We start from the raw sequence: 22121 nt of genomic DNA on the forward strand, positions 1-22121 counted from the left end.
TCAAGCCTCCAGACAGAAAAAACCCGCGCCAATGCGCGGGTTTTTTTATGCTCTCGCGAAGGCGCCCAAAGAGATAAAGGACCGAACCATGAGCCAGCAAGTCATTATTTTTGATACTACATTGCGCGACGGTGAACAGGCTTTACAGGCAAGCCTGAGCGTGAAAGAGAAGCTGCAGATTGCTATGGCGCTGGAGCGTATGGGCGTAGACGTAATGGAAGTCGGTTTCCCCGTTTCTTCTCCTGGCGATTTCGAATCCGTACAGACCATCGCCCGCAACATTAAAAACAGCCGAGTTTGTGGTTTGGCTCGCTGCGTAGAAAAAGACATTGATGTTGCCGCTGAATCTTTAAAAGTTGCTGAAGCCTTCCGAATCCACACTTTCATCGCCACCTCCCCTATGCACATTGCGACTAAGCTGCGCAGTACGCTGGACGAAGTGATTGAGCGCGCTATATATATGGTGAAACGCGCCCGTAACTATACCGATGACGTAGAGTTTTCCTGTGAAGATGCTGGCCGCACGCCGATTGCCGATTTGGCCCGCGTAGTGGAAGCCGCTATCAGCGCTGGCGCCACCACCATTAACATTCCTGATACCGTCGGCTACACCATGCCGTTTGAGTTTTCCAACATCATCACCGGCCTGTACGAGCGAGTGCCAAATATCGATAAAGCGATTATTTCCGTGCACACCCACGACGACCTGGGTCTGGCCGTAGGTAATGCCATGGCCGCAGTCCATGCGGGTGCTCGCCAGGTTGAGGGGGCGATGAACGGCATCGGCGAGCGGGCGGGTAACTGCTCGCTGGAAGAAGTGATCATGGCTATCAAAGTGCGCAAAGACATCATGAACCTGCACACTAACATCAATCACCAGGAAATCTGGCGCACCAGCCAGATGGTCAGCCAGATCTGCAACATGCCTGTTCCGGCAAACAAAGCCATCGTCGGCACCGGCGCCTTCGCTCACTCCTCCGGTATCCACCAGGATGGCGTGCTGAAAAATCGCGAAAACTACGAAATCATGACGCCGGAATCCATCGGCCTGAATCAGGTACAGCTGAACCTGACTTCACGCTCCGGCCGTGCGGCCGTGAAACACCGCATGGACGAGATGGGCTATAAAGAGGCCGATTACAACCTGGATAATCTGTACGACGCCTTCCTGAAACTGGCGGACAAAAAAGGTCAGGTCTTCGACTACGACCTGGAAGCACTGGCCTTCATCAACAAGCAGCAGGAAGAACCAGAACACTTCAGCCTGGATTATTTCAGCGTGCAGTCTGCCTCTAACGGCATTGCTACCGCCTCCGTGAAGCTGGTTTGTGGCGAAGAGATTAAAGCCGAAGCGGCAAACGGCAACGGCCCGGTCGATGCTGTTTATCAGGCGATTAACCGCATCACCGATTACAACATTGAACTGGTGAAATACAGCCTGAGCGCCAAAGGCCAGGGCAAAGATGCGCTGGGCCAGGTCGATATCGTGGTGGATTACAACGGCCGCCGCTTCCACGGCGTGGGTCTGACAACCGACATTGTCGAATCCTCTGCTAAAGCGATGGTGCACGTGCTGAACAACATCTGGCGCGCCGGTGAAGTCGAAAAAGAATTGCAACGCAAAGCTCAACATCAGAATAAAGAACAAAATCAGGAAACCGTGTAATGTCGAAAAATTATCATATTGCAGTTTTGCCGGGTGACGGTATTGGCCCGGAAGTGATGGCTCAGGCCTTGAAAGTACTGGATGCTATTCGTCACCGTTTTGATCTTCGCATCAGCACCAGCACCTATGACGTCGGTGGTGCCGCCATCGATCGCCACGGCAGCCCGCTGCCGCCGGCCACGGTAGAAGGCTGCGAGCAGGCTGATGCTATTTTGTTTGGCTCGGTAGGCGGCCCTAAGTGGGAACATCTGCCACCGGCCGGGCAGCCAGAGCGTGGCGCCCTGCTGCCGCTGCGTAAGCATTTCAAACTGTTCAGCAACCTGCGCCCGGCTCGCCTGTACCAGGGGCTGGAAGAGTTTTGCCCGCTGCGCGCCGACATCGCGGCAAACGGCTTCGATATCCTGTGCGTTCGCGAACTGACCGGTGGGATCTACTTCGGGCAGCCGAAAGGCCGCGAAGGCAGCGGTATGCATGAGAAGGCCTACGATACCGAGGTTTATCATCGTTTTGAGATTGAACGTATTGCGCGTATCGCCTTTGAATCTGCCCGTAAGCGCCGCAGCAAAGTGACCTCTATAGATAAAGCAAACGTGCTGCAAACGTCGCTGTTATGGCGTGAAATCGTCAACGAAATCGCCAAAGAATACCCTGATGTGTCGCTGTCCCACATGTATATCGACAACGCCACCATGCAGTTAATTAAAGATCCGTCCCAGTTCGACGTGCTGCTGTGCTCCAACCTGTTCGGCGACATTCTGTCCGACGAATGCGCCATGATCACCGGTTCTATGGGCATGTTGCCTTCCGCCAGCCTCAACGAACAGGGCTTTGGCCTGTACGAACCCGCGGGCGGCTCCGCACCTGATATCGCGGGCAAAAACATTGCCAACCCTATCGCGCAGATCCTGTCCCTGGCGCTGCTGCTGCGCTACAGCCTGAATGCCGAAGAAGCCGCCCAGGCTATCGAAAGCGCCATCAATCGCGCGTTAGAAGAAGGCCATCGCACCGGTGATTTAGCCCGCGAAGGCAACGCAATCAGCACCGACGAAATGGGCGACATCATTGCCCGCTACGTAGCTCAGGGGAAGTAATCATGGCCAAAACCTTATATCAGAAGTTGTACGACGCCCACGTCGTGTATGAAGCCCCGGAAGAGACGCCGCTGCTGTACATCGACCGCCATCTGGTGCATGAAGTGACTTCCCCACAGGCCTTTGACGGGCTGCGTGCCCACGGCCGCCCGGTTCGCCAGCCGGGGAAAACCTTCGCCACCATGGATCACAACGTGTCGACCCAAACTAAGGATATCAACGCCTCCGGCGAGATGGCACGAATCCAGATGCAGGAGCTGATGAAGAACTGCGCAGAGTTTGGCGTTGAGCTGTACGATTTGAATCACCCTTTTCAGGGCATCGTTCACGTCATGGGGCCTGAACAAGGGATTACGCTGCCAGGCATGACCATCGTGTGTGGCGACTCCCACACCGCGACCCACGGCGCATTCGGCGCGCTGGCTTTCGGCATCGGTACCTCCGAAGTCGAACACGTGCTGGCGACGCAGACCCTGAAACAGGGTCGTGCGAAAACCATGAAAATTGAAGTGAAAGGCAAAGCGGCTCCGGGGATCACCGCCAAAGATATCGTGCTGGCGATCATCGGCAAAACCGGCAGCGCCGGCGGCACCGGCCACGTGGTTGAATTTTGCGGAGACGCTATCCGTGCCCTGAGCATGGAAGGCCGCATGACGCTGTGCAACATGGCTATCGAAATGGGGGCCAAAGCCGGGATTGTCGCACCGGATGAAACCACCTTCGAATATGTTAAAGGCCGCCTGCATGCACCAAAAGGTACTGACTGGGATGAAGCCGTCGAATACTGGAAAACCTTCAGCACCGACGAAGGCGCGAAGTTCGACACCATCGTAACGTTGGACGCCGCCGACATTGCCCCGCAGGTCACCTGGGGAACCAACCCCGGCCAGGTGATTTCTGTTACCGACAACATCCCTAACCCAGAATCCTTTAGCGATCCGGTTGAACGCGCATCGGCCGAAAAAGCGCTGGCTTATATGGGCCTGAAGCCGGGTATTCCGCTGACCGAAGTGGCCATCGACAAAGTCTTTATCGGCTCCTGTACCAACTCACGCATCGAAGACCTGCGTGCTGCCGCAGAAATCGCCAAAGGCCGTAAAGTCGCGCCAGGCGTGCTGGCGATGGTTGTACCGGGCTCCGGTCCGGTAAAAGCTCAGGCCGAGTCAGAAGGGCTGGATAAGATCTTTATTGAAGCCGGTTTTGAATGGCGCCTGCCGGGTTGCTCAATGTGCCTGGCAATGAACAACGACCGCCTGAATCCGGGCGAACGCTGTGCCTCCACCAGCAACCGTAACTTCGAAGGCCGTCAGGGCCGCGGGGGGCGCACCCATCTGGTCAGCCCTGCAATGGCCGCCGCTGCCGCTGTGGCCGGTCATTTTGCCGATATTCGTACACTGAAATAAGAGGAACCACCATGGCAGAGAAATTTATCCAACATACCGGCCTGGTCGTTCCGCTGGACGCGGCGAACGTCGATACCGATGCCATTATCCCGAAGCAGTTTTTGCAGAAGGTCACCCGCACCGGTTTTGGCGCTCACCTGTTTAACGACTGGCGTTTTCTGGACGATGCCGGGCAGCAGCCTAACCCGGAGTTCGTTCTGAACTACCCGGAATTTAAAGGCGCTTCTATCCTGCTGGCGCGTGAAAACTTCGGCTGCGGCTCTTCCCGTGAGCACGCGCCGTGGGCACTGACCGATTACGGCTTCAAAGTGGTGATTGCGCCAAGCTTCGCCGATATCTTCTACGGCAACTCGTTTAACAACCAGCTGCTGCCGGTCATTCTGAGCGACGAACAGGTGGACGAGCTGTTTAAGCTGGTCGAAGCCCAGCCGGGCATTAAGTTTGTCGTCGACCTGGAGGCCCAAACGGTTCAGGCGGGTGAGAAAAGCTATTCGTTCGAACTCGACAGTTTCCGCCGCCACTGCATGCTGAACGGCCTGGACAGCATCGGCCTGACGCTACAGCACGAAGCCGCCATTTCCGGCTACGAGAAAAAGCTGCCTGCATTTATGCAGTAAGCTGTTTTCCCCTCTTCCAGATGGGAGAGGGGAAGCCCTCAAATGTTCTTCACCCGGCTGGTGAGAAACAGGGCAACAACCGCAAGTCCTGCCATCAGCCAGTACACAGAGTAGTGACCAAAACCTTCCGCCAGTGCCCCCTGCAGTACGCCGGCTAAAATCACGCCCGTTGAAATGCTGTTGGTGAACAGCGTTGTCGCAGAGCCCGGCCTTCCCGGCATCAAATCCTGGAACCACAGCATCCCAATCCCGGCAATAATCCCGATAAACACCGCGTTAAACAGCTGCAACACCACCAGCGCAGTTTTAGAGTGAAACAGGATTAGCCCAAGGTAAAACAGCACGCCCGCAGCCACCGCCGCCACCATCATGTTACGTTTCCCAAAGCGCTTCACGTAGTAGCCGGCGAGGATCATGGCGGGGATCTCCAGCCCGGCGGCCGTGCCCATCAATAAGCCCGCCAGCTCATCCGGCAGCCCGAGATCCTGGCTTATCCACAGCGGCATATCGATGATGTACATGGTGTTGCAGGTCCACATCAGCATCGAAGCGACAAACAGCATCCGCACGTTGCTGTCCTTCCAGCCGCTGACCTCCGTTATCGCCACTTCGGCGGAGGGCTCGGCTCGGGCAACCGAAGGCAGAGCAAACACAATCAGCAGCAGCGAGATAACAAATATCCCGGCAGCAATAAGAAACATGGTGGTGAAGCCATACTTTAGCGCCAGCATAAAGGAAAGCGGCGGCCCGATAACCCAGGCAAGGGAAAGCTGCGCACGCATGATCGAGCTGAACATCACCACTTCACGAGCGGAACGATCGGCATATTCACGCGCCAGGGCAAAAATCTGCGGCATAGCGGTATTGGCGATGGAGGCAAACATCACGCCGAGCGTAATCAGCGTCAGATAATGCCGGTTGAAGGCAAAAAGAACGCTGTTTGCCACCGCCATCGCGCAGCAAACCATAATCAGTTTGCGACGATCTCCCCGGCTATCCGATCTTTTTGCCAGCAGCAGGCTTACGGCGATCCCGGCAATCGCATTAACGGTATAGAACAGACCAACCCAGAAGGGCCGAACTTCAACTTCGCGGGTTAAAAAGAGGCTGAGCGTCGGGGCCTGCAGCGCACCGGCCACGCCAATCATAAAAGACACGGCCATAAAGGCAGCATAAACGGGGTTAAAACGACGTGCGCGGGTCAAAAACCAGAGCATGAGCTGTCCTTAAAAGGAGGGTGTAGTCAGAGGTATTCGCTAAATGCGTAAAGATTAAACGAAAAAAGCCAGCAGTAAACAGCTGCTGGCGTGGTAAAAGCACCAATACTCAGTCACACATGAGTCGGCGTGTTGGCGTTCTCGGGCATCGGGGTTGTAACCTCCCACTGCATCAAGTCTTCGAGCATCCTTAGTCTTTGTTCCACCGTCAGGCGAGCCAGCCATCCAGAACAAACAAACTGCGTTGCGGCAAAGTACTGTTGGAAAAACCTCGCAGGTGATGACCGCTTCATAAACACCTCCTCGCTTCATCGCTGATGATTATTGACGTAATATAGGGAAAGTTAAATTGATGAGTTTCCGCCGGGAGTTCCTCTTTTATGTCCTCATCTCGTCTGCAACAACAGTTCATCCGCCTGTGGCAATGCTGCGAAGGCAAGCCTCAGGAAACCACGCTGAATGATTTAGCGGAATTGCTCAACTGCTCCCGCCGTCATATGCGGACCTTACTCAACGCCATGCAGGAAAAAGGCTGGCTAAGCTGGCAGGCAGAAGCAGGGAGGGGCAAACGGTCACAGCTCACTTTCCTTTATACGGGGCTGGCGCTCCAGCAGCAGCGGGCGGAAGACCTTCTGGAACAGGATCGAATCGATCAGCTGGTGCAGATCGTCGGCGACAAGGCCGCGGTGCGGCAGATGCTTATCTCTCATTTAGGGCGCAGCTTCCGCCAGGGCCGGCATATTCTTCGCGTCCTTTACTATCGCCCGCTGCTGAATCTGCTGCCCGGTTCGGCGCTCAGGCGCTCCGAAACCCACATTGCCCGCCAGATTTTCAGCGGCCTGACGCGAATAAATGAGGAAAATGGGGAACTCGAAGCGGATATTGCCCATCACTGGCAGCAAATTTCCCCTTTACGCTGGCGTTTCTTCCTCCGCCCCGGCATTCATTTCCATCACGGCCGTGAGCTGGACATGCTGGATATCATCTCTTCCCTGCAGCGCATCAACACCCTGCCGCTGTTTGCCCACATCACGCAGATAACCTCGCCGACGACCTGGACGCTGGATATTCACCTCAGCCAGCCGGATGACTGGCTGCCGTGGCTGCTGGGCAGCGTGAACGCCATGATCCTACCGCGCGAATGGACAACGATGTCCGATTTCGCCAGCCAGCCGGTCGGTACAGGGCCTTATTCCGTCGCTCGGAATAACCGTAACCAGCTGAAGATTCACGCTTTTGATGATTATTTTGGCTTCAGGGCGCTGATAGACGAGGTTAACTTCTGGGTCTTGCCCGAGGTGGGTGAAGAGTCGAGCTGTGGCGTTCAGCTTCAGGGCATGCCGGACAGCGAGAAAGCCGTAGAAAGCCGCCCGGAAGAGGGGTGCTACTATTTGCTGTTTGATAGCCGCTCCAGACTTGGCCTGCATGAAAGCGTCCGCCAGTGGATTGGCCATATTCTCTCGCCGGTTAACCTTATTTACCGCGCGGCCGAGCAGTACCAGCAATACTGGTTCCCTGCCTATGGCCTACTGCCGCGCTGGCACCACTCGCGCCCGGGGCCACTTACCGCCAAACCTGCCGGGCTTGAAAGCATCACCCTCACCTACTATCGCGATCACGTAGAGCATCGGGTGATCAGTAACATCATGACCGAACTGCTGGCCGAGCAGGGCGTGAAACTGATTATTCAGGAGATCGATTATGCTGAGTGGCATCAGGGCGACGCCGAAAGCGATATCTGGCTGAACAGCGTGAACTTCACCATGCCGCTGGAATATTCCCTGTTTGCCCAGCTTTATGAAGTCCCTCTGATTCAAAAGTGCATCCCGATCGACTGGCAGGGCGATGCCCGCCGCTGGCACAGTAAAACGCTGGCGCTGCCGGAATGGAGCAGGCAAATGCTCGAGCGCAATGACGTTATCCCGTTGATTCACCACTGGTTACGCATTGAAGGCCAGCGCAGCATGCGCGGCGTGCGCATGAACACGCTGGGCTGGTTTGATTTTAAATCAGCCTGGTTTGCTCCGCCTGGCCCCTAACGTTTTCGTAACACAGCTTTCGCAATCCGGGGGAAGTCAGTAGAATCCCTCCTGCTCAACGGGGTGCCAGGACAGTTTGTCCGAGCTGAGATAATACCCGTCGAACCTGATCCGGATAACGCCGGCGAAGGGATTTGAGACACTCCGCTCAATTCCTTTGCCCCCTTTTATTGAGGTGCAAAGTGTTCAAAAAATTTCTGCCGCTGCTGGCGCTGGTTGCCGCGCCCGTTTTCGCCAGGCCCGTATTAACCGTCTACACCTACGACTCGTTTGCCGCCGACTGGGGCCCTGGCCCGGCGGTGAAAAAAGCGTTTGAAGCCGACTGTCACTGCGAACTGAAATTCGTGGCGCTGGAAGATGGCGTTTCGCTGTTGAACCGCGTGCGCATGGAAGGCAAGAACAGCAAAGCAGACGTCGTGCTGGGATTGGATAACAACCTGCTGGACGCGGCCTCGCAAACCAAACTGTTTGCCCCTTCTAACGTCGAAACCAGCGCCCTACAGGTGCCCGGCGGCTGGAAGAACAGCACCTTCGTTCCTTACGACTACGGCTACTTCGCTTTCGTTTACGACAAGAACAAGCTAAAAAATCCGCCGAAGAGCCTGAAAGAGCTGGTTGAAGGCGACCAGAAATGGAAGGTGATATACGAAGATCCGCGCACCAGTACGCCGGGGCTTGGCCTGCTGCTGTGGATGCAAAAAGTCTATGGCGATAAAACTCCGGAAGCCTGGCAAAAGCTGGCGAAGAAAACCGTCACCGTAACCAAAGGCTGGAGCGAAGCTTACGGCCTGTTCCTGAAAGGCGAAGCCGATCTGGTGCTGAGCTACACCACGTCGCCGGCCTACCACATCATCGAAGAGAAGAAGGACAACTACGCCGCGGCCGACTTCAGCGAAGGGCATTATCTGCAGGTTGAAGTCGCAGGCCGACTGGCGAACAGCAAGCAGCCAGAACTTGCCGAGAAGTTTATTAAGTTCATCACCACGCCTGGTTTCCAGAACACCATTGCAACCGGCAACTGGATGTACCCGGTCACTAGCGTGGCGCTGCCTGCTGGCTTCGACGGGCTGGTAAAACCAAAAACCACGCTGGAATTTACGCCTCAGCAGGTCGCCACCCAGCGCGCAGCATGGATTAATGAATGGCAACGCGCCGTCAGCCGCTAATACCCGGCTGGCTGTATCCAGGGCTATTTGCCGCGATGCTTATCGTGGCGGTAGCCCTGGCGGCTTTTCTGGCGCTGTGGCTTAACGCCCCGCAGACGGATGTCTTTGCTCTTTTGCAGGACAGCTACCTTTGGCACGTCCTGCGCTTCTCGTTCTGGCAGGCGTTTCTTTCTGCGGCACTCTCCGTTTTCCCGGCGATATTTTTAGCCCGGGCGCTGTACCGACGCCGTTTTCCTGGCCGAATGGCGCTGCTGCGGCTTTGTGCCATGACGCTGGTTCTGCCGGTGCTGGTTGCGGTATTCGGCATTCTCTCCGTTTACGGGCGTGAAGGCTGGCTGGCAACGCTAAGCGGCTGGCTTGGTCTGGAATGGCGTTTTTCCCCTTATGGGCTGCAGGGAATTTTGCTGGCGCACGTTTTCTTTAATATGCCGATGGCGACCCGCCTGCTGCTTCAGGCGCTGGATAACATCCCCACCGAGCAGCGCCAGCTTGCCGCTCAGCTGAATATGCAGGGCTGGCACTTTTTCCGTTTTGTCGAATGGCCCTGGCTGCGCAGGCAAATACTTCCGGTAGGGGCGCTGATTTTCATGCTTTGCTTCGCAAGCTTCGCCACCGTGCTTTCGCTGGGCGGCGGCCCGCAGGCGACCACCATCGAACTCGCTATTTTTCAGGCGCTAAGCTACGACTACGATCCGGCCAAAGCGGCGCTGTTGGCCCTGCTGCAAATGGCATGTTGCCTTGGCCTGGTGCTGCTCAGCCAGAAGCTAAGCAAGGCAATTCCTGTCGGCGTAAGCCAGCTTCAGGGCTGGCGCGATCCGCAGGATTCTCTGCGCAGGAAGATCTGTGACGCCCTGCTTATCCTTGTTGCCTTGCTTCTTCTTCTACCGCCGCTGCTGGCGGTAATGGTGGACGGCATTAATGGCAGCATGGGAAACGTATTGCAGCAGGCCGCACTGTGGAACGCGCTTTGGACTTCGCTGCGCATTGCCGTTGCCGCCGGGCTGATTAGCGTGACGCTAGCCCTGATGCTGCTGTGGAGCGCTCGTGAGCTGCGGCTTCGCAATCGTATTTTCGCCGGCCAGGCCATTGAGCTGAGCGGCATGTTGATTCTGGCGATGCCGGGCATTGTGCTCGCCACCGGCTTCTTCCTGCTGCTCAATAATACCGTAGGCCTGCCGCAATCTGCCGATGGCATTGTGATTTTTACCAACGCCCTGATGGCGATTCCCTACGCCCAAAAAGTGCTCGAAAATCCCATGCGCGACGTCGCCGAGCGCTACTCGCAGCTTTGCCAGTCGCTGGATATTCGGGGCTTTAATCGTCTGAGGCTCATTGAGTTAAAAGCTTTGAAACGCCCTATAGCTCAGGCGCTGGCCTTTGCCTGCGTGTTGTCGATTGGCGATTTCGGCGTGGTGGCGCTGTTCGGTAACGAAGATTTCAGGACGCTGCCTTTCTGGCTGTACCAGCAGATCGGGTCCTACCGTAGCCAGGACGGCGCGGTCACGGCGCTGCTCCTGCTGCTGCTTTGTTTTATGCTGTTTACTTTGATTGAAAAACTTCCGGGGCGAGATGCTAACTCTGACTGATGTAACCTGGCTGTACCAACACTTGCCGATGCGTTTTTCTCTGAAGATTACGGCGGGCGAGCGCGTAGCGATCCTTGGGCCGAGCGGTGCGGGGAAAAGTACGTTGTTGAGCCTGGTTGCCGGGTTTCTGCAGCCCGCGAGCGGCAGCATTATCATTAACGGGGTGGAGCATACCCGGACGCCACCTTCGGCTCGCCCGGTTTCCATGCTCTTTCAGGAAAATAATCTGTTTAGCCACCTGACGGTTCGGCAGAATATCGCCCTGGGAATGCACCCGGGGATGAAGTTCAATGATGCTCAGAAGCAGCGGCTGCTGGAGATAACGGCACGCGTAGGGATGACGGAGATGCTGGATCGCCTGCCGTCTCAGCTTTCCGGCGGCCAGCGGCAGCGTGTTGCGCTGGCTCGGTGCCTGGTTCGTCAGCAGCCTGTTTTACTGCTGGATGAACCCTTCTCCGCGCTCGATCCCGCGCTACGTAAGGAGATGCTGCAGCTGCTCGACGAGCTTTGTCAGGAACAAAACATGACGCTGCTGATGGTATCCCACAGTATTGAAGATGCCGCCAGAATCGCCGGGCGCAGCATCGTGGTAAAAGACGGGCGTATCGCGTGGGACGGCGAGACAGACACTCTGCTAAGCGGCGAGGCAAACGCCTCGACGCTGCTGGGTATCGGCAATTAGTGCGACAGCACCTTCCACAGAATATCCCAGTAAACCGGCATCAAAGGGTGCTGCAACATTGCCACAAAACTGCCCACGCCCGCCACCAGCATTAGCGGTGCCAGCCAGTTCAGACGAGAACGCGGCAAAAAGCGCGTCAGGCGGTCCGTGCCACGTTTGCCGCTGCGGTACCAGCGCCAGCACAGCCACGCGGCCAGCCACAGCAGCAACGCCACCGCCAGCAGCAGCCATTTGAAGCTGGCGCTTTTCATGTCAGCAGGAATGTCGATCGCCGCCCCGGCGAGGATCCCCGGCAGAAAATAGAGCGGCGGCCAGAACAGGCAGCCAATGATATTGGGCGGCAAAAACTTCGCCAGCGGCAGATCCAGCATCCCGGCAACCATCGGCACCAGCGGGCGCGTGGGGCCAACAAAGCGCCCCACCAGGATGGTAAACATGCTGTGCTGATGCAGGGCATGCTCGGTTTTATCCAGCAGCGCCTTGTTCTTTTTCATAAAGGACCAGCGGTGCAGCGGGCCTTTGAAGCGCTGTCCAAGCCAGAACGAGATCCAGTCCCCCAGCAGGCAGCCGACGATTCCGGCCCCCCAGGCATAATAAAAATTAACCTGACCGCTGCCGATCAGCGCACCAAGCCCGGCCATCATCACCGTGCCCGGCAGGATAAGTCCCACCAGCGCCAGCGACTCAAGAAAGGCCACCAGCATCACCGCGATTAGCGAATATGCAACTGACTGTGTAATAAAGTGTTCCAGCAAGGATTCCATAAGCTTTCCGTCGGTAAGCGAGCGGGCGATTCTCCAGAATTAACGTGATGGGCGTCAAGGTCTCATTTATATGAATAAAGAATAGACGGTAAAGTTCCGGACTTTTCGCACTCTGCGTCAACGCACCACCGACAATACTGTATATAAATGCAGTAACTCACGGGCTTTTGCGCTATAATCGAAACACTTTTCCTGAGAGAGAATGCAGCGTGTCTCAAGCTCGTCAGGGGTTTCTGCTGACCAGACACTGGCGAGACACCCCGCGCGGTACCGAAGTCGATTTCTGGCTGGCCACGGACGATGGCCCGCTTAAGGTGCGTCTGCCGCCGCAGGAGTCCGTCGCCTTTATTCCCCAGCTGCAGTTAGCTCAGGCTCAGCGCCTGCTGGCCAGTGAAAGCCAGTTTCGCCTTACGCCTCTGGAACTTAAAGATTTCCATCGTCAGCCAGTAGCCGGCCTGTATTGTCAGCAGCACCGACAGTTGATGAGGCTGGAGAAACTGCTGCGTGACGGCGGCGTGACGGTCTATGAGGCGGATATTCGCCCTCCAGAGCGTTTCCTGATGGAGCGCTTTATTACCGCCCCGGTCTGGTTTAGCGGTAATGCTCAGGGAGACGTGCTGCTTGATACCCGCCTGAAGCCCGCACCAGAATATCGCCCACCGCTAAAATGGGTGTCTCTCGATATCGAAACCAACCGCCACGGCGAGCTCTACTGCATCGGCCTTGAAGGCTGTGGGCAGCGCCATGTCTATATGCTGGGGCCGGAAAACGGCGACGCCAGTGGCCTGGATTTCACGCTGGAATACGTCGCCAGCCGCCCGCTGCTGTTAGAAAAACTGAATGCCTGGTTTGCCGAACATGACCCGGACGTGCTGATAGGCTGGAACGTGGTGCAGTTTGACCTTCGCGTGCTGCAAAAAATGGCGGAACGTTACCAGGTACCGCTACGTTTAGGGCGGGGCAACAGCCTTTTAGAATGGCGCGAGCACGGCTTCAAGCAGGGCGTTTTCTTTGCCCAGATTGCGGGCCGGGTGATTATCGACGGCATTGAAGCGCTGAAATCTGCGTTCTGGAGCTTTTCCTCGTTCTCCCTGGAAACGGTTTCCCGTGAGCTGCTGGGCGAAGGAAAGTCGATTGATAATCCGTGGGACAGGATGGATGAGATCGACCGCCGCTTTGCCGAGGACAAGCCCGCGCTGGCCACCTATAACCTCAAAGACTGCGAGCTGGTCACGCGTATTTTCCACAAGACCGAGCTGATGCCCTTCCTGCTGGAGCGCGCGACGGTCAACGGACTCCCGCTGGATAAGCACGGAGGCTCGGTAGCCGCGTTCAGCCACCTCTATTTTCCGCGTATGCATCGTGCGGGCTACGTTGCGCCTAATATGGGTGAAGTTCCGCCCCAGGCAAGCCCAGGCGGCTACGTCATGGACTCGCGCCCAGGCCTGTATGACTCGGTGCTGGTGCTCGATTATAAAAGCCTGTACCCCTCGATTATCCGCACCTTCTTAATTGACCCGGTCGGCCTCATCGAGGGCACCGCTCAGCCAGACGCTACGCATGCCGTTGAAGGCTTTATTGGCGGCTGGTTCTCCCGCGACAAACACTGCCTGCCGGAGATCGTGAGCCAGATTTGGCATGGCCGGGACGAGGCAAAACGCCACGGCAACAAGCCGCTATCTCAGGCACTCAAAATAATCATGAATGCCTTCTACGGCGTGCTGGGCACCAGCGCCTGCCGCTTTTTCGATCCGCGTCTTGCTTCGTCTATCACCATGCGTGGCCACGAGATCATGCGCCAGACCAAAGCGTTGATTGAATCCCAGGGCTACGACGTCATCTATGGCGATACGGACTCCACCTTCGTCTGGCTGAAAAAAGCCCACGGTGAAGAAGAGGCCGCACAGATTGGCAAGAGGCTGGTTGAGCACGTCAACGGCTGGTGGCGCGAGCACCTGAAAACCACGCAGAACCTGGAGTGTGCCCTTGAACTGGAGTACGAAACTCACTTCTGCCGCTTCCTGATGCCCACCATCAGGGGAACTGACCAGGGCAGTAAAAAGCGCTATGCCGGGATGATTCAGGAAGGTGATGCGCAGCGCATGGTGTTTAAAGGTCTCGAAACGGTGCGTACCGACTGGACGCCGCTTGCCCAGCAATTCCAGCAAACGCTCTACCTGCGGATTTTCCGCGGAGAACCCTATCAGGACTTCATCCGGGACACGATTACCAGCCTGATGGCGGGCGAGCTGGATTCACAGCTAGTTTACCGTAAACGGCTGCGTCGCCCGCTGAGCGAATACCAGAAAAACGTTCCGCCGCACGTCCGCGCGGCAAGGCTTGCCGATGAGCATAACCAGCGGCTGGGCAGACCAGCGCAATACCAAAACCGTGGCACGATAAAATATGTCATGACCATGAGCGGCCCGGAACCAGTTGATTATCAGCAGTCTCCGCTGGACTATGACCACTATCTGACGCGTCAGCTACAGCCCGTTGCCGAAGGGATTTTACCCTTCCTTGAGGATGACTTTGCTACACTGATGACGGGACAAATGGGGCTATTTTAAAAATACTGTACATAACTCAGCTTACGGCAAGGCGCTAAGAGAGGGCAGCCCACGCCGCCGTAATTTGAAGCATGACGAGTGCGTGACGAATCCGTTGCCATCCAGTACCATAGCGCCCTTTCTTCGAATCCTTAGACCCAATTTTAAACAACTGCGCCACCTGTGCGCGGTTGCCATGCTATTGCCTGCAAATTTAAGTCACTGAAATAGAGCCGAAAACTTATGCCTTTTACACTTGGTCAACGTTGGATCAGCGATACCGAAAGCGAACTGGGACTGGGAACCGTGGTGGCGCTGGATGCGCGTATGGTCACCCTGATCTTCCCGGCAACGGGTGAAAATCGTCTGTACGCCAGAAATGACTCCCCGATCACCCGCGTCATGTTTAACCCGGGCGATGTGATTACCAGCCATGAAGGCTGGCAGCTGAAAGTTGATGAAGTTAAGGAAGAAAAGGGTTTACTCGCCTACCTCGGCACGCGTCTCGATACCGAAGAACAAGACGTTCTGCTGCGTGAAGTATTCCTCGACAGCAAGCTGGTATTCAGCAAGCCGCAGGACCGTCTGTTTGCCGGGCAAATCGACCGCATGGACCGCTTTGCCCTGCGTTTTCGCGCGCGTAAGTACCAAAGCGAACAATCTCGCCAGATCTGGAGCGGCCTGCGCGGAATGCGCACCAGCCTGATCCCACATCAGCTGAACATCGCCCACGACGTCGGTCGTCGCCACGCTCCGCGCGTTCTGCTCGCAGATGAAGTCGGGCTGGGTAAAACCATTGAAGCCGGGATGATAATCCACCAACAATTGCTGGCCGGTAGCGCCGAGCGCGTGCTGATTGTGGTGCCAGAAACCCTGCAGCATCAGTGGCTGGTAGAAATGCTGCGCCGCTTTAACCTGCGTTTCGCCCTGTTTGACGATGAACGCTACGCGGAAGCCCAGCACGACAGCAGCAACCCGTTTGATACCGAACAGTTGGTGATTTGCTCCCTGGACTTTGTGCGCCGCAATAAGCAACGCCTGGAAAATCTGTGCGAAGCGGAATGGGACCTCCTGGTCGTCGATGAAGCCCACCACCTGGTGTGGAGCGAAGACGCGCCAAGCCGAGAATATCAGGCCATTGAACAGCTTGCCGAGCATGTACCCGGCATCCTGCTGCTGACCGCAACGCCTGAACAGCTGGGTATGGAAAGCCACTTTGCGCGCCTGCGCCTGCTGGATCCAAACCGCTTCCATGATTTTGCGATGTTTGTTGAAGAGCAGCAAAACTATCGCCCGGTTGCCGATGCCGTCGCCCTGCTGCTGGCGGGCAATCGCCTGACAGACGATCAGCTGAATACCATGGGTGAACTGATTGGCGAGCAGGATATCGAGCCCCTGCTGCAAACCGCCAACAGCGACCGCGATGGCAGCGAAGCCGCGCGCCAGGAGCTGGTCTCCATGCTGATGGACAGGCACGGCACCAGCCGCGTGCTGTTCCGTAACACCCGTAACGGCGTGAAGGGCTTCCCGAAACGCGAGCTGCATACTATTCGCCTGCCGCTGCCCACGCAGTATCAGACGGCGATTAAAGTTTCCGGCATCATGGCCGCGCGTAAATCCGTGGAGGATCGCGCCCGCGACATGCTGTATCCGGAGCAGATTTATCAGGAGTTCGAAGGCGATACCGGCACCTGGTGGAACTTCGATCCGCGCGTCGAATGGCTGATGGGCTACCTGACCAGCCACCGCTCTCAGAAAGTGCTGGTCATCTGCGCCAAAGCCGCGACGGCGCTTCAGCTGGAGCAGGTTCTGCGCGAGCGCGAAGGTATCCGTGCCGCCGTCTTCCATGAAGGCATGTCCATCATCGAACGCGACCGCGCCGCGGCCTGGTTTGCGGAAGAAGATACCGGCGCTCAGGTCCTGCTGTGTTCCGAAATTGGCTCAGAAGGCCGTAACTTCCAGTTCGCCAGCCAGCTGGTGATGTTTGACCTGCCGTTTAACCCAGACCTGCTGGAACAGCGTATCGGCCGTCTGGACCGTATCGGCCAGGCACACGACATCCAGGTTCACGTTCCCTATCTGGAAAAAACCGCTCAGTCAGTGCTGGTGGAGTGGTTCCACGCGGGCCTCGATGCCTTCGAACATACCTGCCCGACCGGCCGCACGATTTATGACAGCGTCTATCCGCAGCTGATCGAGTATCTTGCTGCCCCGGAAAATACCGAAGGTTTTGACGCCCTGATCAAACAGTGCCGCGAGCAGCACGATGCCCTCAAGCAGCAGCTTGAGCAGGGGCGTGACCGCCTGCTGGAAATTCACTCCAACGGCGGTGAAAAAGCGCAGGCGCTGGCTGAAGCCATTTCAGAACAGGATAACGACACCAACCTCGTTAGCTTTGCGATGAACCTGTTCGACATCGTCGGGATTAACCAGGACGATCGCGGTGATAACATGGTGGTTCTGACCCCGTCCGATCATATGCTGGTGCCGGACTTCCCGGGCCTGCCGGAAGACGGCTGCACCATCACCTTCGAACGCGACGTCGCACTGTCCCGCGAAGATGCGCAGTTCGTCACGTGGGAACACCCCATCATCCGCAACGGTCTGGATTTGATCCTTTCCGGTGATACCGGCAGCTGCGCCCTGTCTCTGCTGAAAAACAAGGCGCTACCGGTCGGGACGCTGCTGCTGGAGCTGGTTTACGTTGTTGAGGCCAAAGCGCCTAAACAGCTGCAGCTCAATCGCTTCCTGCCGCCGACGCCGGTGCGCATGCTGGTGGACAAAAACGGCACCAACCTCGCGGCGCAGGTGGAGTTTGAAAACTTTAACCGCCAGCTCAGCGCGGTTAACCGCCATACCGGCAGCAAGCTGGTGAACGCCGTGCAGTCCGACGTTCACGCTATTCTGCAGGTGGCGGAAGAGAAGGTTGCCGATGCGGCACAGGCGCTGATCGACGCGGCACGTGAAGAAGCGGATGAGAAGCTCAGCGCGGAACTGTCCCGTCTGGAAGCGTTGAAGGCCGTTAACCCTAACATTCGTGACGACGAGCTGGCGGCTATTGAAACCAATCGCCAGCAGGTGATGGAAGCCCTGAGCCAGGCTAACTGGCGTCTCGACGCGCTGCGCCTGATTGTCGTGACGCACCAGTAAATATGCGTCGCTTTACTCAAATCATTCGAGTTGCAGCAAGGCGGCAAAAGAAAGAATTCCCAGGAGCTTACTAAGTAAGTGACTGGGATACATGAGAGCAGCCAACGCGGCTGCAGCTTGAAGGATGCAGAGTAAATGCTGATGGAACCTTACAATCCGCCTCTTGATCCCTGGCTGGTCATTCTTTATCAGGATGAGCACATCATGGTGGTTAACAAGCCAAGCGGCCTGCTGTCCGTCCCGGGGCGTCTTGAGGAGCACAAAGACAGCGTGATGACGCGAATTCAGCGCGACTTCCCGCTGGCGGAATCGGTCCATCGGCTTGATATGGCAACCAGCGGCGTGATTGTCGTGGCGTTGACCAAGGCGGCAGAGCGGGAGTTAAAGCGCCAGTTCCGCGAACGCGAACCTAAAAAGCAGTACGTAGCCCGCGTTTGGGGCCATCCGCGGCCGGAAGAAGGTTTGGTTGATTTGCCGCTGATTTGCGACTGGCCTAATCGGCCAAAGCAAAAGGTGTGTTATGAAACGGGAAAATCTGCGCAGACCGGGTATCAGGTGCTGGACTACGCGGCGGATAATACCGCCCGTATCCAACTGAAGCCGATTACCGGGCGATCGCACCAGCTCCGCGTTCACATGCTGGCGCTTGGGCATCCGATTCTCGGTGACCGCTTCTACGCCACGCCGGAGGCGCTGGCAATGGCACCAAGGCTTCAACTCCATGCCGAGATGCTGACCATCACGCACCCAGGCTACGGCACGCCAATGACCTTTAAAGCTCCGGCTGACTTCTAAAGAAAGGCCTCTCATTTGAGAGGCCTTTTTCTATTTAAACCCTTTTGAGGTTTTAATCAGGTCGTATGCGCCCTGAATTTCCTGCGCTTTTTGCTTCGCCATCTGCATCATTTCAGGCGGCAGACCTTTTGCCACCAGCTTATCCGGGTGATGTTCACTCATTAACTTGCGGTAAGCACGCTTAATAACCGTTGGTTCATCGCTGCTTTTTACCCCAAGCACCTTGCAGGCATCCTCCAGCGTCGGCCCTCTTTGCTGCTGAGCGAAGCCGCCCTGGGATTGCTGATACTGCCCGCCGCCAAACTGCTGACCGCCCTCCATCATGCGCAGGAACTGGTCGAACTGGCCGCGAGAGATACCCAGCTCTTCGGCTATCACATAAAGCACCTGACGCTCATTTGGATGCAGTGAACCGTCGGCAAACGCGGCCTGGATCTGGATTTCCAGAAACATCCGAATGAGGTCCGAGCGGCCAAAACAGACGCTTCGCATCTGCCTCATTTTCTCTCTGAGCGGGTAGTTATTTTCTTTCCCGGCACGGAATGCACGCTGCGCCGCTGCGCGGCCCTCTCCGTGAAGCTGCATTCTGTCCATCAGTAAAGAAGCAATTTGAATATCCGCCTCTGTCACCCGACCTTTCGATTTGGTGAGATGCCCCATCACTTCAAAGGTGGTAGAAAAAAATAGCGCCTGGCGCTGCTGCTGGTTAGCAAACCAGGCCCCGCGACGGCTGCGGGCTTTATCGAACATGTGGCCGACAAGAAAACCTATCACCACGCCCCAAAAGCCGCCGCCCGAGATTAAACCCAAAGCAACACCGAGTACTTTTCCCCAATACTGCATATACTCCCCAAATCGTCATGCTGTCGTCTAGAATTTGCTTTATCATACCCGCCATTGATAGCGGTGCCTAACGGCATACTGCTAACGGGCTGGATTAACACTAGCGCTGTGGTGATGAGTACGTTAGTCTCTGACCGTTTGCCTTCGCTATACCCTGATGACGGAACAACAAATAACACGTATGAAAAAACGTATTCCCACCTTGCTGGCCACATTGATTGGCTCAGCCCTTTATAGCCAACAAGGTATGGCTGCCGACCTTGCCTCGCAGTGTATGTTGGGTGTCCCAAGCTACAATCGTCCTTTGGTGCAGGGCGACGGCAATAACCTGCCTGTCACCATCCAGGCCGATCACGCCAAAGGTGACTATCCGGATAACGCTGTTTTTACCGGGAATGTTGACGTCCAGCAAGGCAACAGCCGCCTGCAGTCAGACGAAGTTCAACTTCATCAGAAGCAGGTTGAAGGCCAGCCGGATCCGGTGCGCACCGTCGATGCCTTAGGTAATGTGCATTACGATGACAATCAGGTCATCCTGAAAGGTCCGAAAGCGTGGTCGAATTTAAACACCAAAGATACTAACGTCTGGAGCGGGGATTACCAGATGGTTGGCCGCCAGGGTCGCGGTACCGCGGACCTCATGAAGCAGCGTGGCGACAACCGCTATACCATCCTCGAAAACGGGACGTTTACCTCCTGTCTGCCGGGTTCTAATACCTGGAGCGTGGTCGGCACCGAAGTGATTCAGGACAGGCAGGAAGAAGTGGCGGAGATTTGGAACGCCCGCTTTAAGCTGGGCCCTGTGCCGGTCTTCTACAGCCCTTATCTGCAGCTCCCGATTGGCGATAAACGCCGCTCGGGCTTCCTGATCCCTGGCGCTAAATACAGCACCAACAACGGGATTGAGTTCGCTCTCCCGTATTACTGGAACATTGCGCCAAACTTTGATGCCACCATTACGCCTCACTATATTGATAAGCGCGGCGGCATTCAGTGGCAGAACGAATTCCGCTATCTGACCCAGGCGGGTACAGGCCTGATGGAGTTTGACTATCTGCCGTCTGATGACGAATACAAGAACGAGCCGGGCGTGCCTCAGGGTGAAAAAGATCGCCGCTGGCTGTTCTACTGGAACCACAGCGGGGTGATGGACCAGGTGTGGCGCTTCAACGTCGACTACACCAAAGTCAGCGACTCACGCTACTTCAACGACTTTAGCTCCCAGTACGGCAACAGTACCGACGGTTACGCCACGCAAAAATTCAGCGTCGGCTACGCCATCGAAAACTTTGACGCCACGCTGTCGGCTAAGCAGTTCCAGGTCTTTGCTAACCAGCTGGGTGCAGGGACAAGTTCCTACCGCGCTGAGCCGCAGTTGGATCTCAACTTTTATCAAAACGACGTAGGTCCGTTCGATACCCGAGTCTATGCTCAGGCCGTCAAGTTCACCAACGTAAACAGCAACATGCCGGATGCTACGCGCCTGCATCTCGAGCCGGTCATCAACCTGCCGCTGTCCAACGGCTGGGCAAGTCTGAACACCGAAACCAAGCTGATGATGACCCATTATCAGCAGGACAATCTGGATAAATACAAACAGAACATCAATAGTGCGAGTACGCTAGAAAGCACGGTTAACCGCACGCTGCCGCAGTTTAAAATGGACGGCAAGCTGATTTTCGATCGTGATATGGACTCCGTTGCCGGCTGGACGCAAACGCTGGAACCACGTGCTCAATACCTGTACGTGCCATACCGCAACCAAAGTGCGATCAACAACTACGACTCATCCCTGCTGCAGTCTGACTACAGCGGGCTGTTCCGTGACCGTACTTATGGCGGCCTTGACCGCATTGCCTCCGCCAACCAGGTGACGACCGGCGTAACATCTCGCGTTTATGATGACGCTTCCGTTGAACGTTTTAACGTATCCGCTGGTCAAATCTACTATTTCACCCAGTCCCGTACCGGGGATGACAATATTAACTGGGAGAAAGATAAGAAAACCGGCTCTATGCTTTGGGCCGGTGATACTTACTGGCGCATGACCGATCGTTGGGGCCTGCGTGGCGGGGTGCAGTACGATGCTCGTCTTGGCAGCGTAGCGAACGGCAGTGGAGCCATTGAATACCGCCGGGATACCGACCGTATGGCGCAGTTGACCTATCGTTATGCCAGCCCGGAGTATATTCAGGCAACGTTGCCAGCATACTCCACCGCCGATCAGTATAAAGAAGGGATCTCGCAGGTAGGTATGGTAGCCAGTTGGCCGATCGTTGACCGCTGGTCAGTCGTTGGTGCCTACTACTACGATACCAATGCCCGGCAGTCCGCTGACTCTATGTTCGCCGTACAATATAGCTCTTGCTGCTATGCAATTCGTGTTGGCGTCGAGCGTAAAATCAACGGCTGGGAAAATAACATGAGTAAATACGATAACGTAATCGGCTTTAACATCGAGTTACGTGGCCTGAGCTCTAACTATGGCCTGGGTATTCCGCAGATGTTGCGTTCTAACATTCTGCCGTACCAGAGCTCGATGTAATTCACTTT

At 56.2% G+C, this 22121-nt stretch carries 16 protein-coding genes and 1 riboswitch; of the genes, 12 read left to right on the plus strand and 4 right to left on the minus strand.

Features of this window, described 5'->3' with window-relative positions:
- Nucleotides 1-88 precede the first annotated feature (88 nt).
- From leuA to leuD, 4 genes are read left to right on the plus strand one after another with little or no spacing between them, the layout of a single operon-like run.
- The gene (gene leuA, locus JT31_RS08635; protein WP_038475613.1) at nucleotides 89-1666 is read left to right on the plus strand and encodes a 2-isopropylmalate synthase; all 1578 of its coding nucleotides are present in this window, start codon (nucleotides 89-91) and stop codon (nucleotides 1664-1666) included.
- On the plus strand, nucleotides 1666-2757 hold the full coding sequence (gene leuB, locus JT31_RS08640; RefSeq protein WP_038475615.1) for a 3-isopropylmalate dehydrogenase: 1092 nt from the start codon (nucleotides 1666-1668) through the stop codon (nucleotides 2755-2757). The genes leuA and leuB overlap by 1 nt, the downstream gene beginning before the upstream one ends.
- Before the next feature lie 2 nt (nucleotides 2758-2759).
- On the plus strand, nucleotides 2760-4160 hold the full coding sequence (gene leuC / locus JT31_RS08645) for a 3-isopropylmalate dehydratase large subunit (RefSeq protein ID WP_038475617.1): 1401 nt from the start codon (nucleotides 2760-2762) through the stop codon (nucleotides 4158-4160).
- 11 nt (nucleotides 4161-4171) lie between these two features.
- Nucleotides 4172-4777: a 3-isopropylmalate dehydratase small subunit gene (gene leuD / locus JT31_RS08650; RefSeq protein ID WP_038475619.1), complete on the plus strand. Its 606-nt coding sequence runs from the start codon at nucleotides 4172-4174 to the stop codon at nucleotides 4775-4777.
- 38 nt (nucleotides 4778-4815) lie between these two features.
- Here leuD and JT31_RS08655 read toward each other — a convergent pair whose 3' ends face one another.
- On the minus strand, nucleotides 4816-5994 hold the full coding sequence (locus JT31_RS08655; RefSeq protein WP_038475621.1) for a sugar efflux transporter: 1179 nt from the start codon (nucleotides 5992-5994) through the stop codon (nucleotides 4816-4818).
- Nucleotides 5995-6107: 113 nt separating this feature from the next.
- Nucleotides 6108-6287, minus strand: a complete 180-nt coding sequence (gene sgrT / locus JT31_RS08660) for a glucose uptake inhibitor SgrT (protein WP_038475623.1) — start codon at nucleotides 6285-6287, stop codon at nucleotides 6108-6110.
- A gap of 87 nt (nucleotides 6288-6374) precedes the next feature.
- Here sgrT and sgrR point away from each other — a divergent pair, with 87 nt between their 5' ends.
- The 4 genes from sgrR (at nucleotide 6375) to thiQ (ending at nucleotide 11467) form a co-directional block, all read left to right on the plus strand.
- Nucleotides 6375-8033 carry an HTH-type transcriptional regulator SgrR gene (gene sgrR, locus JT31_RS08665; protein WP_038475625.1) on the plus strand — a complete coding sequence of 553 codons (1659 nt, stop codon included), beginning with the start codon at nucleotides 6375-6377 and terminating at the stop codon, nucleotides 8031-8033.
- 49 nt (nucleotides 8034-8082) lie between these two features.
- Nucleotides 8083-8184: riboswitch (TPP riboswitch) on the plus strand.
- A gap of 31 nt (nucleotides 8185-8215) precedes the next feature.
- Nucleotides 8216-9199, plus strand: a complete 984-nt coding sequence (thiB, locus tag JT31_RS08670; RefSeq protein WP_038475627.1) for a thiamine ABC transporter substrate binding subunit — start codon at nucleotides 8216-8218, stop codon at nucleotides 9197-9199.
- The gene (thiP, locus tag JT31_RS08675) at nucleotides 9175-10785 is read left to right on the plus strand and encodes a thiamine/thiamine pyrophosphate ABC transporter permease ThiP (RefSeq protein ID WP_038475629.1); all 1611 of its coding nucleotides are present in this window, start codon (nucleotides 9175-9177) and stop codon (nucleotides 10783-10785) included. Before thiB ends, thiP begins: the two co-directional genes overlap by 25 nt.
- Complete coding sequence (gene thiQ / locus JT31_RS08680; RefSeq protein WP_038475631.1) at nucleotides 10769-11467, plus strand: thiamine ABC transporter ATP-binding protein ThiQ; 699 nt, start codon at nucleotides 10769-10771, stop codon at nucleotides 11465-11467. Before thiP ends, thiQ begins: the two co-directional genes overlap by 17 nt.
- Here the strand turns inward: thiQ and JT31_RS08685 are convergent.
- Nucleotides 11464-12231, minus strand: a complete 768-nt coding sequence (locus tag JT31_RS08685; RefSeq protein WP_038475633.1) for a DedA family protein — start codon at nucleotides 12229-12231, stop codon at nucleotides 11464-11466. The two genes, thiQ and JT31_RS08685, sit on opposite strands and share 4 nt — an antisense overlap.
- 209 nt (nucleotides 12232-12440) lie before the next feature.
- Here JT31_RS08685 and polB point away from each other — a divergent pair, with 209 nt between their 5' ends.
- From polB to rluA, 3 genes are all read left to right on the plus strand, one after another.
- Nucleotides 12441-14801 carry a DNA polymerase II gene (polB, locus tag JT31_RS08690; protein ID WP_038475635.1) on the plus strand — a complete coding sequence of 787 codons (2361 nt, stop codon included), beginning with the start codon at nucleotides 12441-12443 and terminating at the stop codon, nucleotides 14799-14801.
- Nucleotides 14802-15023: 222 nt separating this feature from the next.
- On the plus strand, nucleotides 15024-17930 hold the full coding sequence (rapA, locus tag JT31_RS08695; protein WP_038475637.1) for an RNA polymerase-associated protein RapA: 2907 nt from the start codon (nucleotides 15024-15026) through the stop codon (nucleotides 17928-17930).
- 135 nt (nucleotides 17931-18065) lie between these two features.
- A complete protein-coding gene (gene rluA / locus JT31_RS08700; RefSeq protein WP_038475639.1) occupies nucleotides 18066-18725 on the plus strand; it encodes a bifunctional tRNA pseudouridine(32) synthase/23S rRNA pseudouridine(746) synthase RluA in 660 nt (219 codons plus the stop codon).
- Nucleotides 18726-18755: 30 nt separating this feature from the next.
- Here the strand turns inward: rluA and djlA are convergent, their stop codons facing one another.
- Nucleotides 18756-19568 (minus strand): co-chaperone DjlA, encoded by an 813-nt coding sequence (gene djlA, locus JT31_RS08705; RefSeq protein ID WP_038475641.1) that lies wholly within the window; start codon nucleotides 19566-19568, stop codon nucleotides 18756-18758.
- A 181-nt stretch (nucleotides 19569-19749) separates the two neighbouring features.
- Between djlA and lptD the strand changes: the two genes are divergently transcribed.
- Entirely contained in the window at nucleotides 19750-22113 is a 2364-nt protein-coding gene (gene lptD / locus JT31_RS08710; RefSeq protein WP_038475643.1) for an LPS assembly protein LptD, read from the plus strand.
- The last annotated feature ends 8 nt before the right edge of the window (nucleotides 22114-22121 follow it).

It is taken from the genome of Cedecea neteri, from assembly GCF_000757825.1.
GTDB classification, from domain to species: domain Bacteria; phylum Pseudomonadota; class Gammaproteobacteria; order Enterobacterales; family Enterobacteriaceae; genus Cedecea; species Cedecea selenatireducens.